Origin of the sequence: Thermobacillus xylanilyticus (genome assembly GCF_907165215.1) — a bacterium.
Classification (GTDB): domain Bacteria; phylum Bacillota; class Bacilli; order Paenibacillales; family Paenibacillaceae; genus Thermobacillus; species Thermobacillus xylanilyticus.
This window is the reverse complement of the sequence record NZ_CAJRAY010000036.1, coordinates 44,575-61,341: the sequence shown is the minus strand read 5'-3', so window position 1 is coordinate 61,341 and position 16,767 is coordinate 44,575. Positions and strand designations below refer to the sequence as shown.

At 63.4% G+C, this 16,767-nt stretch carries 14 protein-coding genes and 1 pseudogene; 11 read left to right on the top strand and 4 right to left on the bottom strand.

The window, feature by feature from the left end:
- The 10 genes and pseudogenes from KJQ12_RS07685 to KJQ12_RS07640 form a co-directional block, all read left to right on the top strand.
- Nucleotides 1-461, top strand: a pseudogene (locus tag KJQ12_RS07685) (transposase); the annotation flags it as partial.
- Nucleotides 462-1,028: 567 nt separating this feature from the next.
- Nucleotides 1,029-3,098, top strand: coding sequence for a bifunctional aldolase/short-chain dehydrogenase (locus KJQ12_RS07680; RefSeq protein ID WP_213484138.1), 2,070 nt, complete (start codon nucleotides 1,029-1,031; stop codon nucleotides 3,096-3,098).
- 52 nt (nucleotides 3,099-3,150) lie between these two features.
- Nucleotides 3,151-3,522, top strand: a complete 372-nt coding sequence (locus tag KJQ12_RS07675) for a sensory rhodopsin transducer (RefSeq protein WP_213484137.1) — start codon at nucleotides 3,151-3,153, stop codon at nucleotides 3,520-3,522.
- A gap of 13 nt (nucleotides 3,523-3,535) precedes the next feature.
- Nucleotides 3,536-4,798 carry an L-rhamnose isomerase gene (locus KJQ12_RS07670; RefSeq protein ID WP_213484136.1) on the top strand — a complete coding sequence of 421 codons (1,263 nt, stop codon included), beginning with the start codon at nucleotides 3,536-3,538 and terminating at the stop codon, nucleotides 4,796-4,798.
- 15 nt (nucleotides 4,799-4,813) lie between these two features.
- The gene (locus KJQ12_RS07665; protein WP_213484135.1) at nucleotides 4,814-6,298 is read left to right on the top strand and encodes a rhamnulokinase; all 1,485 of its coding nucleotides are present in this window, start codon (nucleotides 4,814-4,816) and stop codon (nucleotides 6,296-6,298) included.
- A gap of 26 nt (nucleotides 6,299-6,324) precedes the next feature.
- Nucleotides 6,325-7,098: a DeoR/GlpR family DNA-binding transcription regulator gene (locus KJQ12_RS07660; RefSeq protein ID WP_213484142.1), complete on the top strand. Its 774-nt coding sequence runs from the start codon at nucleotides 6,325-6,327 to the stop codon at nucleotides 7,096-7,098.
- A 17-nt stretch (nucleotides 7,099-7,115) separates the two neighbouring features.
- Entirely contained in the window at nucleotides 7,116-7,844 is a 729-nt protein-coding gene (locus KJQ12_RS07655; protein ID WP_213484134.1) for a (Fe-S)-binding protein, read from the top strand.
- Complete coding sequence (locus tag KJQ12_RS07650) at nucleotides 7,841-10,108, top strand: LutB/LldF family L-lactate oxidation iron-sulfur protein (RefSeq protein WP_213484133.1); 2,268 nt, start codon at nucleotides 7,841-7,843, stop codon at nucleotides 10,106-10,108. The genes KJQ12_RS07655 and KJQ12_RS07650 overlap by 4 nt, the downstream gene beginning before the upstream one ends.
- Nucleotides 10,109-10,320: 212 nt before the next feature.
- Nucleotides 10,321-11,646 (top strand): glycoside hydrolase family 140 protein, encoded by a 1,326-nt coding sequence (locus KJQ12_RS07645; protein ID WP_244860498.1) that lies wholly within the window; start codon nucleotides 10,321-10,323, stop codon nucleotides 11,644-11,646.
- A gap of 88 nt (nucleotides 11,647-11,734) precedes the next feature.
- Entirely contained in the window at nucleotides 11,735-12,454 is a 720-nt protein-coding gene (locus KJQ12_RS07640) for a YhcN/YlaJ family sporulation lipoprotein (RefSeq protein ID WP_213484132.1), read from the top strand.
- A gap of 46 nt (nucleotides 12,455-12,500) precedes the next feature.
- Here KJQ12_RS07640 and KJQ12_RS07635 read toward each other — a convergent pair whose 3' ends face one another.
- A complete protein-coding gene (locus tag KJQ12_RS07635; RefSeq protein WP_213484131.1) occupies nucleotides 12,501-14,054 on the bottom strand; it encodes an FAD-dependent oxidoreductase in 1,554 nt (517 codons plus the stop codon).
- Nucleotides 14,055-14,396: 342 nt separating this feature from the next.
- Here KJQ12_RS07635 and KJQ12_RS07630 point away from each other — a divergent pair, with 342 nt between their 5' ends.
- On the top strand, nucleotides 14,397-14,621 hold the full coding sequence (locus tag KJQ12_RS07630; RefSeq protein WP_213484130.1) for a helix-turn-helix domain-containing protein: 225 nt from the start codon (nucleotides 14,397-14,399) through the stop codon (nucleotides 14,619-14,621).
- Nucleotides 14,622-14,787: 166 nt separating this feature from the next.
- Here the strand turns inward: KJQ12_RS07630 and KJQ12_RS07625 are convergent, their stop codons facing one another.
- The 3 genes from KJQ12_RS07625 to KJQ12_RS07615 form a co-directional block, all read right to left on the bottom strand.
- Nucleotides 14,788-15,036: a hypothetical protein gene (locus KJQ12_RS07625; RefSeq protein ID WP_213484129.1), complete on the bottom strand. Its 249-nt coding sequence runs from the start codon at nucleotides 15,034-15,036 to the stop codon at nucleotides 14,788-14,790.
- A gap of 135 nt (nucleotides 15,037-15,171) precedes the next feature.
- Nucleotides 15,172-15,693, bottom strand: a complete 522-nt coding sequence (locus KJQ12_RS07620; RefSeq protein WP_213484128.1) for a C40 family peptidase — start codon at nucleotides 15,691-15,693, stop codon at nucleotides 15,172-15,174.
- Between the two features lie 98 nt (nucleotides 15,694-15,791).
- A complete protein-coding gene (locus KJQ12_RS07615) occupies nucleotides 15,792-16,652 on the bottom strand; it encodes an SDR family oxidoreductase (RefSeq protein WP_213484127.1) in 861 nt (286 codons plus the stop codon).
- Between the last annotated feature and the right edge of the window lie 115 nt (nucleotides 16,653-16,767).

The following is a 16,767-nucleotide window of genomic DNA, read 5'->3' as shown; positions in this document are numbered from 1 at the left end:
ATGTGCTGGGGATCAAGCTGATGCAGGACACAGGCGGGGACACCTACCAATGGAAGATCACACCCCAAGGCGCGCTCCGCTTTATCGAAAAACATGTGGACCGAAGCCGGTCCGCGGTTGATTTGCGCACCGACACACTGGGACGGACACGCGTATTTTCTCTGTGGAAAATCGCCATGGACATCGGTTGCGGCATCAATTCCGTACACCGGGGCGTAGGAGCCAAGTACCGGCAAGCTTATTTGAATGAGTATGCCTATCGCTTCAATCAATCCAGCCGTGGACAGATTGCGGATCGGCACCTGCTGCATTTGGCCGCCGCTTCCGGCGCACCGACCCGAAAACAGTTGAGGGACCGTCCCGTGCCCGGCCGCCCGGACTGGGACACGTACCGGAATACGCGCCGGATGATTGCCGAATTGAAGGCGCTTGCCGCCCGATTGCTGCCGCAGGCGTCTTAAATGTCATTTCTCTGGCATAAGGCTTTCCGCGCGATGGACTCTCGATTTTCTGTCAATCGTCTGTACAGTTGCAAGCGCTTTCTTATTACCGAGAGATTAAAGTTGACTGTTCACCGTACTCTTCTCAACCGCCGGCTGAACGCCTTAGTATTTGCCAACCTTCTGTCTACTGTCGGTTGTGCACATAGAATCGCATTTGGTTCAGTGAACATCTTCCGATCATGGTTCAACTCAACGGTTGCTTCACAATAACTGCCATCACGGCCTGGCGATTACTCAACATTTGCCCGGCACGAGCTTCCTGATCTTCTTGCGGTCTTCATGATGTTCCTCTTGCATTCCCTCTTGTTGAGCGACGGGGATATGGACGAAAAGGAACCGGAGAGCACCTTTTTAAAGTCCGCGAACAAGTACCACGGCCCCGCATTTCATCAGCCACGCGCATGGCTATTCCAGTCATCTTTATCCCCAAGAAAACAAAGAAAAATAAATCTATACAAAGATAAACAAAAATGATAGTATGAAATCAGAAGAAAACCAACATCCGTTTCGGAGGGAATGGCAACGATGGTGCAAAACTTGTGGGACCCGTCCGCGGCGTCGCAGCTGAAGGGCGGCCTCGAAGAACTTGTCTATCGCTCGAACCTGCTCGGCCGCGACCGGCGCGTCTGCAACAGGGGCGGCGGCAACACGTCCAGCAAAATGATCGTGAAAGATTTCCGCGGCCGTGACGTCAAAGTCATGTACGTCAAAGGAAGCGGCTCCGACCTCGCGACGATGAAGGCGCACAACTTCACCGGCCTGCGCATGGATGACATCCATCCGCTGTTCGAGCGGGATGACATGTCCGACGAGGAGATGGTCGCGTACCTCGCACACTGCATGATCGACGCGAAACATCCGCGCGCATCGATCGAGACGCTGCTGCACGCATTCCTGCCGTTCAAGCATGTCGACCATACGCATCCGGACGCGATCATCAGCATCTGCTGCGCGGACAACGGCCGGCAGATCGCGGAAGAGATTTTCGGCGACCGGTTCGTCTGGGTGCCGTACATCCGCCCGGGCTTCAAGCTCTCGAAAATGATCGCCGAAGGCGTGCTCGCCAACCCGAAGGCCGAGCTCGTCCTGATGGAGAAGCACGGCCTTGTCACGTGGGGCGAAACGGCGGAGGCGTGCTACGAGCAGACGATCCGCATCATCAACGAGGCGGAGGCGTACATCGAAGCGCGCGTCGACAACGCGAAGTTGTTCGGGGGGCAGAAGCACGCGCCGCTGCCGGCGGAGACGCGCCGCAAGATCGCCGCGGAAGTGATGCCGGCCGTGCGCGGCGCGGTGAGCGGCGACAAGAAGATGATTCTCGCGTTCGACGATGAAGAAGATGTGCTCACGTTCGTCGGCGGGGCGGACGCGCCCGAGCTGTCCCAGGTCGGCGCCGCCTGCCCGGACCATCTCGTTCACACGAAAGTTGTGCCGCTCTTCGTCGACTGGACGCCGGACGCGAACGATGTCGAAGGCCTCAAGCAGAAACTGATCGACGGCATCGCCGCCTACAAGGAGCAGTACAAAGCCTACTTCGAGCGCAACAAGAATGAAGGCGACGTCATGTTCGAAGCGGCGCCGCGCGTCATCCTGATTCCGGGCGTCGGCATGATCAACACCGGCAAGAGCAAGGCGATGGCGAACGTCAGCGGCGCGCTCTATCATCGCGCGATCGCCGTCATGCGGGGCGCCGCGGCGCTCGGCAAGTTCGTGTCGCTCAGCGAGAACGAATCGTACAACGTCGAATACTGGCCGCTTGAACTTTACAAGCTGACGCTCGCTCCGCCGGAAGCGGAATTTTCCCGCCAGGTCGCGTTCATCACGGGCGGCGCAGGCGGCATCGGCAGCGAGACGGCGCGGCGGCTGGCGGCGGAAGGCGCGCATGTCGTGCTCGCCGATCTCAACCTCGAGGGCGCGCAGAAGGTGGCCGAGGAGCTTAACGCGAAGTACGGAGAAGGCCGGGCGCTGGCCGTGAAGATGGACGTCACCAAAGAGTCGGAAGTGCAGGCCGCTTACAAGGAAGCCGCGCTCTACTACGGCGGTGTCGACATTCTCGTGAACAACGCGGGACTCGCCACGTCCAGCCCGTTCGAAGAAACGTCGCTCGACGAATGGAACCTGAACATGAACGTGCTCGGCACCGGCTATTTCCTTGTCGCGCGCGAGGCGTTTAAAGTCATGAAGGAGCAGAACACGGGCGGCAGCATGATTTTCGTCGGGTCGAAAAACTCGGTCTACGCCGGCAAAAACGCCACCGCCTACAGCGCGGCCAAGGCGCTTGAAGTCCATCTCGCCCGCTGCATCGCCGCCGAAGGCGGACCGCTCGGCATTCGCGTGAACAGCGTGCTGCCGGACGCGGTGCTGCAGGGCTCCGCGATCTGGAACAGCGCGTGGCGGAACGAGCGGGCGGCCGCGTACGGCATCGAGCCCGACCAGCTTGAAGAGTATTACCGCAAGCGTACGACGCTGCTCGTGAACATCTACCCGCGCGACATCGCCGAAGCGATCGCGTTCTTCGCTTCGTCGAAGGCGGCGAAGACGACGGGGTGCATGCTGACCGTCGACGGCGGCGTGCCGGCGGCGTTCACCCGTTGATCTTTTGTGCATTGGACGAATCAACTTCCAAATTGAAAGGGAGGGCGAATCCATGTACAAAGCTTTCGGCCACACCCACTGGATCATTCCGGACGGCTATATTCCGGAGACGAGCAGCGGCGCGCTGGTCAGCCACGAATCGGTCTGCGTGCTGAACGGATCGTCCGAGGAAGCGCTGCTCAAGTTCACGATCTATTTCGAAGACCGTGATCCGATCGAAGATATCCCGTATGTCGTGCCGGGGCGCCGTACGAAGCACATCCGCACGAGCTCGCTCGTCAAGGACGGCGAGCAGATTCCGGCGGGCGTTCCGTACGCGATCGAGGTCCGCAGCGACATTCCGGTCGTCGTGCAGTACAGCAGGATGGATGCGACACAGGCGGAGAACGCGCTGATGTCGGTCATGGCTTACCCGGTAAAATAAGGAGGAGCGGCGAATGGAACGAAACATCGAGCAAGCATATGAAGCGGCCAGGGCGCTCTACGCGGCGCACGGGATCGATACGGACAAGGCCATCGAGCGCCTTCAGTCGATCAAAATTTCCGTGCACTGCTGGCAGGGCGACGACGTGCAAGGGTTCCTCTTCCGCGGGGGCGGGCTGGGCGGCGGCCTGGCCGTCACCGGCAACTATCCGGGAGCGGCGCGGACGGCGGACGAACTGCGCGCCGACCTCGAGAAGGCGCTGTCGCTCATTCCCGGCAAACACAAGGTGAACCTCCACGCCATTTACGCCGACACCGACGAGAAAGTGGATCTGGATGCGCTTGAGCCGAGGCATTTTCAGAGCTGGGTCGATTGGGCGAAGGACCAGGGGCTCGGCCTCGACTTCAACCCGACGTGCTTCTCCCATCCGAAAGCGTCCGACGGCTTCACGCTGAGTCATCCCGATCCGGCTGTCCGCCGATTCTGGATCGACCACTGCAAGGCTTCGCGCAAGATCGGCGCGTATTTCGGCGAACAACTCGGGCAGACTTGCGTCACGAACGTCTGGATTCCGGACGGGTTCAAGGACGCGCCGGCCGACCGGCTCGCTCCGCGCATCCGGCTGAAGGAAGCGCTGGATGAGGTGTTCGCGGAGAAAATCGATCCCGCGGTTCACCTGGATGCGGTGGAGAGCAAGCTGTTCGGCATCGGTTCCGAGGCATACGTCGTCGGATCGCACGAATTTTACATGGGATACGCCATCCAGAAAGGGACGCTGCTCTGCCTCGACGCGGGCCATTTCCACCCGACCGAGAGCATCGCGGGCAAAATGTCGGCGCTCTCGCTGTTCACCAGCGGCCTGCTGCTCCATGTGAGCCGGCCGATGCGCTGGGACAGCGACCACGTCGTCATCCTCGACGACGAGACGCAGGAGATCGCCCGGGAGCTCGTCCGCTGCGGCCTGCTCGATCGGACGCATATCGGGCTGGATTTCTTCGATGCGAGCATCAACCGCGTGGCCGCCTGGGTCATCGGCACGCGCAGCACGCTGAAAGCGCTGCTCAGGGCGATGCTGGAGCCGGCGGACCGGCTGAAACAGGCCGAGCTCGAAGGCGATTACACGACGCGGCTTGCGCTGACGGAAGAATTCAAGACGTATCCGTTCGGAGCGGTGTGGGACTACTATTGCGCGAAATCGGGCGTGCCCGTGCGCGAGACGTGGCTTGATGAAGTCCGGGCGTACGAGCGGGACGTGCTGGCGAAGCGCAACGGATAAGGAGGCGGATGCGGCATGGCGGTGCTGGCGTTCGATCTCGGCGCCGGAAGCGGCCGGGCGCTGCTCGGCCGGCTGACGGACAGCCGGATCACGGCAGAGGAGATCCACCGCTTTCCGAACGATCCGGTTGCCGTGGGCGGCCGGCTCCACTGGGACATTCTCCGCCTGTACCACGAGATCAAGCAGGGCATGCTGATCGCCGGACGGCGGGGCGAGGACATCCGCGGCATCGGGATCGATTCGTGGGCGGTCGACTACGGCCTGCTTGACGCGAGCGGCGAGCTGCTCGGCAACCCGTACCATTACCGGGACAGCCGGACCGACGGGATGATGGAGCGGCTTTTCGAGAAGGTCGGTGCGGACGAGATATTCGCGCGGACCGGCATCCAGTTTCTTCCGTTTAATACGATCTACCAGCTCCTCGCGATGAAGGAAGCGGATCATCCCGCGCTGCGCGAAGCGCGCCGGTTCCTGATGATTCCCGATCTCATCCGGTACTTCCTGACCGGCGAGGCGGCGAACGAGTTCACGAACGCGACGACGACGCAGCTCTACAATCCGGTGAAGGGCGATTGGGATGATCGGCTGCTCGAGGCGATCGGCATTCCGCGGGGCTGGTTCGGTCCCGTGCTCATGCCCGGCGCCGCCGCGGGGGAGCTTCGGGGCAGCGTGCAGTCGGAGCTCGGACTCGGCCCGATCCGCGTCGTCGCGGTTGCCGAGCACGACACCGGCTCGGCGGTGGCGGCCGTGCCGGCGGAGAGCGATTCGTTCGCCTACCTCAGCTGCGGCACCTGGTCGCTGCTCGGCACGGAAGTGCCGCAGCCGGTGCTCACGGAGGAAGCCCGGGAACTCAATTTCACGAACGAAGGCGGCGTCTTCGGCACCTATCGGCTGCTGAAAAACATCATGGGGCTCTGGATTCTCGAGGAATGCCGCCGCACCTGGAAGCGGGAAGGCCGGGAGGTCTCCCATGCCGAGCTGCTTGCGCGGGCCGAGGCGGCGAAACCGTTCGCCGCGCTGATCGATCCCGACGATCCGTCGTTTCTTCCGCCCGGCGGCATGCCGGAGCGGGTGAGGGCGTACGCGACCCGCACGGGCCAGGCGGCGCCGGAGACGGACGGCGCGATCACGCGCTGCGTCCTCGAGAGCCTCGCGCTCAAGTATCGTCACATCCTCGAACAGACCGAGCGGTTGTCCGGCCGGAAGTTCGACAAGCTGCACATGGTCGGCGGCGGTATTCAGAACAAGCTGCTCTGCCAATGGACGGCGAACGCGATCGGCCGCCCCGTCTGGGCGGGTCCGGCTGAGGGAAGCGCGATCGGCAATCTTGCGGTACAATGGATCGCGTCGGGAGATCTCGCGGACATCCGCGAGGCGAGAAAGGTGATCCGGGATTCCTTCCCCGTGACGGTGTACGAGCCCGAACCGGGATCGGCGGCCGCCTGGGAGGAAGCGTACGGACGCTGCGCTGCCCTGTGGGGGAGCTGCGCGGCGGGCTGACGGAATCTACAGGGATGGTGAAGACCATGCTGGCTGCGGAACGGCAGGAATTTATCGTGCGGGTGGTGAACGAGCGCGGCAGCGCGCGCGTCTCCGAACTGGCGGAACTGTGCGGCGTGACGGAGGAGACGATCCGCCGGGATCTCGACCGGCTCGAGGAAGCGGGCCGGCTCCGGCGGTCGCACGGCGGCGCCGTCAGTGTGCGGGATGCGGATCTGTCCGGCGGACCGCAGGAAATTCCGTACTACGAGCGCGAAATCACGCATGCCGAGGAGAAGCGGCGGATCGCGGAGGAAGCGGTGAAGCTTATTCGTCCGGGCGAGCGCATCCTGCTGGACGGCAGCTCGACGGCCTGGTACGTGGCGCGCATTCTGCCGGACATGCCGCTGACGGTGCTGACGAACTCGGTCAAGGCGGCGGCGGAACTCGGCAGCAAGGAGCGGATCGAGGTGCTGTCGACGGGCGGCCTGATGTCGCACCGCTCGCTGTCGTTCGTCGGCCCGCTCGCCGAGCGGGCGCTGGACGATTTCCATGTCGAGAAAGCGTTCCTGTCCTGCAAAGGCATCCATCCCGAACGCGGGATCAGCGAATCGACCGGACTTCAGGCGCAGATCAAGCGGAAGATGGCCGAAATCGCGGACCATGTGATTCTGCTCGCGGACGCCAGCAAATTCGGCGTGCAGGCTTTCGCGCGGGCGCTCGATCTGGGCGCCGTGAATACGATCATTACGGACCGCGGGCTCGACGAGGCGATGGCCGAATCGTACCGCGCGCTCGGCATCGAGGTCATTGCCGTATAGCCGGGAGGTGCGCTTTCTTGAAGATTTCACTGTTCATAACCTGTATCTGCGACGCGATGTTCCCGGGCGTCGGCGAGGCGATGGTCCGGCTGCTGGAGCGGCAGGGGGTGCGGGTCGAATTTCCGGAAGGCCAGACGTGCTGCGGCCAGCCGGCGTTCAACTCGGGCTACTGGGACGATGCCCGCGCGGCGGCGCGCACCGTGCTGGACGCGTTCGAAGACAGCGATTTCGTCATTGCGCCTTCGGGCTCGTGCGTCTACATGCTCCACCATTACCGGGAGCTGTTCAAGGACGATGCCCGACGCCTCGGGCAGGCCGAGCGGCTTGCGGCGAAAACGTACGAGTTTTCGCAGTTTCTCGTCCAGGTGCTCGGCGTGCGCGATCTCGGGGCCTATTTTCCGCACAAGGTGACGTACCATCCGTCCTGCCACGGCAGCCGGCTGCTCGGCGTGAAGGACGAGCCGCTGGAGCTGCTCGCCGCGGTGCGCGGGCTTGAATTTGTGCCGCTGCCGATGGCCGAGGACTGCTGCGGGTTCGGCGGCACCTTCGCCGTGAAGATGGCGGACATCTCCGGCGCGATGGTCGCTGAGAAAGCGGAGCATGTCACGGAGACGGAAGCGGAAGTGCTCACCGGGCTCGACATGGGCTGCCTGATGAACATCGGAGGCCATCTTCGCCGCAAAGGTGCGAACGTCCGCGTCCTGCACCTGGCGGAACTGCTCGCCGAGGGGGTGGAGCGCGCATGAGTCTCGATTCCCGCGATACGGTGAAGGAGCGGGCGGAAGCGGCGCTGGAGGACGATTTTCTCCGCCAGGCGGTCCGCTTCACGACGGAGCGGCTCCGCTCGGGCCGGCAGCAGGCGGCCGGGGAGCACGGCAACTGGGAAGCATGGCGCGAGCGCGGCCGGCAGATCCGGCTGCATACGATCGCGCATCTGGACTATTATCTGAATCTGTTCGCGGAGAACGCAAGGGCGAACGGCGCGCAGGTGCATTTTGCCCGGACGGCGGATGAGGCGGTGCGCATCGTGCAGACCATCGCGCGCCGCGTTCAGGCGAAGACCGTCGTCAAGTCGAAGTCGATGGTGACCGAGGAACTGCATCTGAACCAGGCGCTCAAGGAGATCGGCGTCAAGGCGATCGAGACGGACCTCGGCGAATACATCATCCAGCTCGCGGGCGAAGCGCCGTCGCACATCATCATTCCGGCCATCCACAAGAACAAGGCGCAGATCGCGGAAGTGCTGTCGGAAGAAGCGGGAGAGAAATTGCCGCCCGACACGAAGGTGCTGGCGGGATTTGCGCGCAAGCGGCTGCGGGAAGAGTTTCTCAGAGCGGACATCGGCATGACCGGCTGCAATTTCGCGGTGGCCGAGACGGGCTCGATCTGCATTTTCGAGAATGAAGGGAACGCGCGGATGGTGTCGACCGTGCCGAAGGTGCAGATCACGTTGATGGGGATGGAGCGGATCGTGCCGTCCTGGGCGGATCTCGAGGTGATGGCGACGCTGCTGCCGCGCTCGGCGACCGGCCAGAAGCTGACCGTCTACCTGTCCGGCATCAGCGGCCCGCGGCGGCCGGGGGACGGCGACGGGCCGGAGGAGATGCATATCGTCATCGTCGACAACGGCCGGTCGAACCAGCTCGGCGATCCGGAGTTCCAGGAGCTGTTGAACTGCATCCGCTGCGGCGCCTGCCTCAATGTGTGCCCGGTCTATCGGCACATCGGCGGCCACGCCTACGGCAGCACGTACAGCGGGCCGATCGGCGCGGTGCTGACGCCGGCGCTCAAGAAGAATGTCGCGGAATGGGACGACATCGCGAACGCTTCCAGTCTGTGCGGCGCATGCTGGGAAGCCTGCCCGGTGAAAATTCCGCTGCACGACATGCTCGTCTACCTGCGGCGGCGCAAGGCGGAAAGCCCGCACCGCAGCGCGGGAGAGGCGGCGGCGATGAAAGCGTACGGGCTCACCATGGCCAAGTCGGGGCGGCTTGCGTCCGCCCTGAAACTGGCGAAGATCGGACAGCGGTTCGTCGGACGGGACGGCGAGATCCGCGCGCGCATCGGTCCGCTGGATGGGTGGATCAGGCACCGGGCGTTGCCGATGTTGCCGCCGGAATCGTTTCGCGACCGGTGGAAGAAGAGAAGCGCGGGCGTTGCGAAGCCGCTTGACCCGGCCGTGGAGGAACGGCTGCGCGCGGCAATGGCGAAGCGCACCGCAGGCGGACATGAGGCCGGCGGTGCGGCGCACGGGCAGGCGCGGCATATGGCCCCGACGGCGGCGCAGGTTCAGGCTGCGGATTTGCCGGAGCAGCATGCGATGCCGGACGACCAGCGCGCCATGCTCGGGCATATCGCGCAGAAGCTGGGCCGCCGGCTTCGGTCGGCGCCGGCAGTCCGGCCGTTCCGCGGAGCGCCGGACTTCTGGAACGCGTTCACGCTCCCGCCGGAGGAGCGCCGCGAGCGGTTTGCCGCCAATTTCCGGGCGGCCGGCGGCCATGTCGCGAGCGTGCCCAACCTGCACGCGGCATCGCGCTACATCGCGGAGCAGGCAGCCGCGCGCGGCGCATCCAGCCTGCTCTTGCAGGATGCGCCGGAGCTGGCCGCCCTGGCGCTGGACAACGCGATGCCGGACGCGTGCTTAAGCGTCTGGAACCGCGATTCCGATACGGATTGGATCGCGGTTGCCGCAGGGGCGGATGCGGGCATCGTGCTCGCCGACTGCGCCGCGGCGTACACGGGCACCGTCGCGCTCCTTTCTTCCAGGGAGCGCGGCCGGTCGGTGAGCCTGCTGCCGCCCGTGCTGTTCATCGTGCTGCCGGCGGATCGGATCCGCACGCGGCTGGGCGAAGTTTTCGCCGAATTCGACGCGGGCGGCCGGAGCGCCATGCCGGCGGGCGTTCATCTTATTTCCGGCCCGAGCCGCTCGGCCGACATCGAGAACGATCTGACGATCGGCGTGCACGGGCCGGGCGACGCCCATGTAATCATTGTCGGATCTTCCGAATAATTCCGATGCTTCTGAGAAATGTGAACCAAATCTTATCTTTGTCATATGGACAATATCCTTCCATGGCGGTAAGGTGGCGTTAGGTTCGGAAGGCGGCATCCGGCCGCATTTCCGGCTTCCGCTGCGGAGGATTTGCGCCGCGCGCGTCTACCTGCGCGCGGCTTTCCGCTTTCAGGTGTTTGATCACTTTGAATTGCCGGGGGTGCACGGAGATGATGATGCAGAGGCTGCGGATCGGCAACGGCGGAAGGCATCTGGCATTGGAGGACGGACGGCCTTTTTTCTGGCTGGGGGATACGGCGTGGGAGCTGTTCCACCGGCTCACGATCGAGGACGCCGAACATTATTTGCGCACGCGGTCCGGGCAGCAGTTCACGGTTATTCAGGCCGTCGCGCTGGCGGAATTCGAAGGCGTGACGACCGCAAATGCTTACGGAAGGCTGCCGCTCAAGACCGGCGCGAACGGATTGCCCGATCCGGCATATCCCGATACGGACGGTCCGAATTCTTATTGGGACCATATCGATGCGGTCATCCGGCTGGCGGAATCGCTTGGCCTGTACATTGCGCTCCTGCCTACATGGGGAGACAAGTTCAACAAAGCCTGGGGGAAAGGACCGGAGATTTTCACGTCGGGCAATGCCTGGCGTTACGGCCGCTGGCTGGGCGAACGGTACCGGGATGCGCCGAACATCGTCTGGGTGCTCGGCGGCGACCGGGCGTTAAATACGCGGCGGCATTTCGACATCGTCAGCCGGATGGCGGAGGGCCTTACGGAAGGCGACGGCGGCGCGCATCTGATCACTTATCATCCGCAGGGCGGCGACTCGTCGTCGCGGCAGCTTCATGATGAACCTTGGCTTGATTTCAACATGATTCAATCCGGTCACGGCGAAGCGATGATCGCGAGCGATGCCCGCGTGCTGGCGGATTACGAGCGCGAGCCGGTGAAACCGGTGCTGGACGCCGAGCCTTGCTATGAAGACCATCCGATCGGGTTCAAGGCGGCGAACGGCTATTTCGACGCCGCCGATGTGCGCAAGGCCGCCTATTACGCGCTGCTGTCGGGCGCCTGCGGCCACACGTACGGCCACCATTCCGTCTGGGCGATGGCGGACGGTCCGATGGCCGGCGCGGCGTCGCACGGCAATCCGGGCAACTATATTGTGATGAGCTGGCGGGACGCGCTCCGGCGGCCGGGCGCGGAGCAGATGCGCTGGTTGCGCGCGTTCGGCGAGCGGTATGCGCCGGCGGGGTTCACGCCGGACGCCGGTCTGCTCGCCGGCAATTTCGAGGGGGCGGGCCGCCAGGTTGCGGCAAGGGGCGAAGAATGCGCCGCCGTCTACACGCCGTCGGGACCGTATGTGGATGTGGCGGCCGGCCTGAAGGGCCTGAATGCGGCCGGAGCGAAGTGGTACGATCCGCGCAGCGGCGAAGAGCGTCCGGCAGCGGCTGTTGCCGGCGATAAGGCGCTGCGGTTCTTCACGCCGACCGCCGGCCGGGGCGAGGATTGGGTGCTCGTCGTACCGGAAGGTTGATGCGGCTGCTCCCTCTCGAATAGGATTCGATGCGACGGCGAACGCTAACGGCGATGGCATCGAATGCTTCAAAGGGGAGGTGCGCGCCATGAAACGCAGGGCAGCGGCCATCGCCGTGCTGGCCGCCGGCGCCTTGATGTTCGCCGGCTGCGCGGAGACGCAGGGCGATGTCGGCAATCGCAACATCAAGGAGAAAAGAATCCTCAAGGACGGCAACGGCAATCTTGTCATCGACCGGCGGTTCGCGAACGACCAGCTGAACGAGCAGAACCGGGTGTACGGCCGCCGGCTCAACAGCAACAATCTGATCGGCAACCATCAGAATTACCGGATGGAAGCCAGCCAGGACATCGCCGATCGGATCCGGAAGGCGGAAGGGTTGAGTGACGTCTATGTCATCCTGACCGACCGCAACGCCTATGTCGCCGTCAACAAGCGGATCGACGCCGGCGACCGGCTGAAGCGCGGAGCCGCAGGCGCCGACGGACTTCCGAGTTCGCGGACGGGATCGCGCGCCGGGCTGAACAACAAGACGGCCGGGGGAAAAACCGGCGGCAACGGCAAGTCCGGCGGCACTCTGGAAGAGCGGATCGCCCGGCATGTGAAGGAGATGGCGCCGATGATTGAGCGCGTCTATGTGTCCGAGGAGCCGGACTTCGTCAGCCGGATGAGCGAGTACATCCAGACGGCGCGCCGCGGCGAGCCGATCCAGGGATTCATCGCCCAGTTCAACGCGATGGTGGAGCGGCTGTTTCCCGCGGAGTCGGGCATCCGCATCAGCAGAAGCAACTCCGGCATTTACGATTGATGCGAACGGCCGGTCAGGGTCGACCTGACCGGTCTTTCTCATGCCGCTATTTCTCTGATGATGCCGGCTGCGGCTCCAGCCGCGCCAGCGGCTTCATGGCCGGCCCTTCCACGACATTGCCCTTGTAGTCGAACCTGGAGCCGTGGCACGGGCAGTCCCATGTCCGCTCGCCGGGGTTCCACCTCACCTCGCAGCCCATATGGGTGCAGGTCGTGTCCACAAGATGCAGCTCGCCTTGCGGGTCCCGGTAGGCGCCCGCGCGCTTGCCGTTCAGCTCGACGACGGCGCCTTCGTCCGGCGCCAGCGATTCCGGCGTCCGTCCGGGTTTCTCCAGCTTGCCGGAAATGAGTGAGCCCGCGACCCGCGCGTTCGAGCTGACGATCACGCGCAGATCCGGATCGGCATGAAAACGCGACGGCGTGAACAGCCCCGCATACCGGTTGTCGCGTCCAAGCGCCAGATCCGCGATCAGCATGGCGGCGGCGGTGCCCCCGGTCATGCCCCATTTGCGGTAGCCGGTCGCAACGAGGATGTTCGGCTTGTCCTTATCCGGCGGGCCGACGTACGGCACCTTGTCGGTCGTAATGATGTCCTGCGCGGACCAGCGGTACGCGACCGATTCAACGCCGAACAGCCGCTCGCCGAATTCGGCCAGCGCGGCGTAGCGCCGCTCCGCATCTTCCGCCGCGCCGGAGCGGTGATTCTCGCCGCCGATCAGCACGAGCGGCCGGTCCGTGCTGCCGGCAAGGCGCAGGGAGCGGCGCGGCTCGTCGGCGCTGATGTACATCCCGCCGGGATACGGCTGCTTCGGCTGGATCGCGACGACGTACGACCGGTCGATGTGCAGCCGGGCGAACAGCCCGCCGGTCTTGTCGATGAACGGATAGTGGCTGGCCGCCGCGACGGCGTTGCAGCGGACCTTACGCCCATCAGTCGTCCGCACGATCGGACGGCTGCCGTCCGTGTCGACCCCGTCCGCCGTCGTCTTCTCGTGGATGCGGACGCCGAGCCGCATGGCTTCATCGAGCAGCCGCCGCATGTAGCGCAGCGGGTGGAAGCGCGCCTGCTTCCGCATGACAAGCGCCGCCGCAGCGTCCACGGGCACCGGAATATCCGCGGCAAGCTCGCCTTCGATGCCGAGGGCGTCGTAGGCGCGCAGCTCCTGCTCCAGCTTGCCGACCGACCGATTCTCCGTCACATAGACATAGGCGTCTTCCTCCGCCCATTCGCAGTCGATGTTCCACTCGCGCACCCGGCCTTCGATGAAGGTCATCGCGTCGCGGTTTGCTTCATAGTACAGCTTCGCCTTCTCTTGGCCGAAATGGGCGATCAGCTCATCGTAGATGAGATGGTGCTGCGCCGTCACTTTGGCCGTCGTATGTCCCGTCGTACCCCGCAGCACGCGCGACGCCTCGAGCACGATGACGCGCGCGCCTTCCTTCGCCAGCAGCCAGGCGGCCGTCAGCCCCGTAATGCCTGCGCCGACGATTACAACATCGGCATCCGTGTCTTCCTGCAGCGGCTGGAATTCCGGCAACGGCTCGGACTCGATCCAGTACGACAGCGTGGTCTCCGGCAGACCGGCATTTCCTCCCGTCATTCCTGCGGCAGCCTCCTTCGCATAACCCCGGAAAAGGGCATTCGTGCTTGTACAGGAATAGTTTCTCTTGTCCGCGGCGGATTCATACCGACCGGCCGGTCCGCCTGATCTTACTCAACACAACCGCTAAGGGGCCCCGGACTTTGCATTCCTCGTTCAATCCGGACACGTCTTTTCTTCCGCATTTCCTTTCCGCCTGATGAGCAGACGCCCGAAAAAGCGCGCCGCTCAGCCCATTTCTGCCGCTTGCCGCACCACATGTTCCCGCCATTCATAAGATAAGTTGACTGTATCCCTTAACCTTGTTAAACCATCACATTACAGGCAAGGAGGGGTGACAACTTGAAGGGCAGCGAGCACAAAAGCAAATTTCTTTTGACGCATCGCGAGCGGGAAGTATTCGAACTCCTTGTTCAGGACAAGACGACGCGCGACATAGCACAACAGCTGTTCATCAGCGAAAAGACTGTGCGGAATCATATATCGAATGTGATGCAGAAGCTCAACGTCAAAGGCCGTTCTCAAGCGGTTGTCGAGCTGATCAAGCTCGGGGAGCTCAAAATATAGCGCATCTGATACAAGGAACCTTCTGTTCGCTCCTTCACGGAGTGGAAGGAGGTTTTTTATTGCGTCTTGCAGTCGTTCGGGACAAGCGCCCGAAAGACAGCGAAGCGCCCCGAACCTTGCGGTCCGGGGCGCTGCTTTTGCCGGGGCCTTTAACGGCGTTCGGCCGTTACAGACGGGATGCGCGAAGAATGATGACGAGCAGAATGAAGAGAACGAGAACGGTGCCGGTATCCGAGTAGCGCTTCTTCGGCATGCAATGTTGATGATGATAGCCGGTTCCGGCCATGCCATACATTCCCGGATGGACGGACGCGTAAGGATGGTGTCCGATCGCGCCCGCCGCACCGGCTCCGATGTGAACGTCCGCGCCGAATCCCGCTGCTCCCGCTGCACCCAGATTGCCAAAATCCGCCATGTCCCATACACTCCTTCACTGGTTTTTGGAATTTGGTGAATTGCACATTGACAATGTATGCGCAGGGGACATCAGCGGGATGGCAATCCGCCTACCGCAAGCAAAAATAGGTCCTTGCCCCGCCCGCCGCATGCGTCAGGTGTTGATTTTGAAATGAAACTCGGGATGTTTGTAGATAAGCTCGAAATGGGGGTCGGAACCGAGCACGCTGTCCAGATCTTCCGGCGTGAACAGGAAGAAATCGTTATAAAGCGGGTAACCGGCTCCGTAGTAGTAGCAGAGCCATACCAGCTTCGAACAGTAGATGGATGACCACGGATCTTCCAGCGGTATCGCCGGCGAGAATGAGAACGGCGGCACGATGATGCCTTTCGCGTAGTTGGCCTGGCAAGCCTGATGGTACGTGATGGCATACTGCGCACTGCCCGCGGCCAGCCAGTCCGGAATCGGCCGGTAGTGCGCGTGTTTCGGATGCTGCATGAAAAATTCCGCTGCCGGAGCGCGACGCACGTAAGGAAACGTCACGACCGCCTCGACGATTTCGTCCGGGCCGACGGCGATGGCGCTGTGGCCGAGGAAACCCGTCGGCACGGCCAGCATATTGTCGCAAGCCGTCAGCACATCGCCCGGCCTCAGGACGCGGTGTGCAAAGTTCATCCGGATCACCACCCACACCACTATATGCGGCATGGGCGGATGTCGTGCTTTTTTTGTGACCCAACGGATGCGTCCGCACGGAAGCGGATGACCTGCCCTCAACCGTTCACGATCTTGCCGCCGTTCAGATGGAGCGTCTGGCCGGTCATGTACGTCGAATCGCCGCTGGCGAGAAAGACGTAGGCGGCAGCCAGTTCGGACGGTTGACCGGGCCGCTTCATCGGCGTGTCGGTGCCGAATGTCGCCGTGTCTTCCGCCGCGAAGGTGGACGGAATGAGCGGCGTCCAGATCGGCCCGGGCGCGACGGCGTTCACGCGAATGCCCTGCGCTGCAAGATTTTTGGCCAGCGCGCGGGTGAACGCGACGACGGCGCCCTTCGAAGCGGAATAGTCGATCAGCGTTGGGCTTCCTTCATAGGCGGTGACCGATGCGGTGTTGATGATCGCCGCGCCTTCCTTCAGATGCGGCAAGGCCGCCTTCGTCAGGTGAAACATGCCGAACACGTTCGTGCGGAAGGTCCGCTCAAGCTGCCCGGCGGTAATGTCCGTGAGGGCAGGCTGCGGATGCTGCTCGGCCGCGTTGTTGACGACGATGTCCAGCCTGCCGAACGTCTGCACGATCCGGTCGATCGCCTGCTTGCAGAACGCCTCGTCGCCGATATCGCCGGCGATCAGCAGACAGCGTCTGCCGAGCTCTTCGATGCGGCGCTTCACATTGTCCGCATCCTGCTGCTCGTTCAGGTAGATGATCGCCACATCGGCGCCTTCCTTCGCGAAGGCGACGGCCGCGGCGTGGCCGATGCCGCTGTCTCCGCCGGTGATGACGGCGGCTTTGCCGGTCAGTTTGCCCGCCGGCTTGTAGAGCGGCGACTCGATCTCCGGATGGGGCTGCATGGCGGTCTCCGTTCCGGGCTGCCGCGTCTGGTGCTGCGGCGGGAAGATCTGCGTCGTGCCGGCCATTTCATTCGCCTCCTTGCATGCTGTCGGAATCGGCGGAAAGTTCCGCCGCATGCTTAGGTTGGGATAAACGGCAGGCCGTCATGCATCGCGCCGCTTGCCTTGGCTGCCGGTGGGC

Excerpts from the sequence above, each read along its gene's own strand:
- KJQ12_RS07670 (WP_213484136.1), top strand. The coding sequence starts at position 3,536 with ATGGAACGAAACATCGAGCAAGCATATGAAGCGGCCAGGGCGCTCTAC.
- KJQ12_RS07680 (WP_213484138.1), top strand. The coding sequence starts at position 1,029 with ATGGTGCAAAACTTGTGGGACCCGTCCGCGGCGTCGCAGCTGAAGGGC.
- KJQ12_RS07635 (WP_213484131.1), bottom strand. The coding sequence starts at position 14,054 with ATGACGGGAGGAAATGCCGGTCTGCCGGAGACCACGCTGTCGTACTGG.
- KJQ12_RS07650 (WP_213484133.1), top strand. The coding sequence starts at position 7,841 with ATGAGTCTCGATTCCCGCGATACGGTGAAGGAGCGGGCGGAAGCGGCG.
- KJQ12_RS07620 (WP_213484128.1), bottom strand. The coding sequence starts at position 15,693 with ATGAACTTTGCACACCGCGTCCTGAGGCCGGGCGATGTGCTGACGGCT.
- KJQ12_RS07625 (WP_213484129.1), bottom strand. The coding sequence starts at position 15,036 with ATGGCGGATTTTGGCAATCTGGGTGCAGCGGGAGCAGCGGGATTCGGC.
- KJQ12_RS07665 (WP_213484135.1), top strand. The coding sequence starts at position 4,814 with ATGGCGGTGCTGGCGTTCGATCTCGGCGCCGGAAGCGGCCGGGCGCTG.
- KJQ12_RS07645 (WP_244860498.1), top strand. The coding sequence starts at position 10,321 with ATGATGATGCAGAGGCTGCGGATCGGCAACGGCGGAAGGCATCTGGCA.
- KJQ12_RS07675 (WP_213484137.1), top strand. The coding sequence starts at position 3,151 with ATGTACAAAGCTTTCGGCCACACCCACTGGATCATTCCGGACGGCTAT.
- KJQ12_RS07615 (WP_213484127.1), bottom strand. The coding sequence starts at position 16,652 with ATGGCCGGCACGACGCAGATCTTCCCGCCGCAGCACCAGACGCGGCAG.
- KJQ12_RS07660 (WP_213484142.1), top strand. The coding sequence starts at position 6,325 with ATGCTGGCTGCGGAACGGCAGGAATTTATCGTGCGGGTGGTGAACGAG.
- KJQ12_RS07640 (WP_213484132.1), top strand. The coding sequence starts at position 11,735 with ATGAAACGCAGGGCAGCGGCCATCGCCGTGCTGGCCGCCGGCGCCTTG.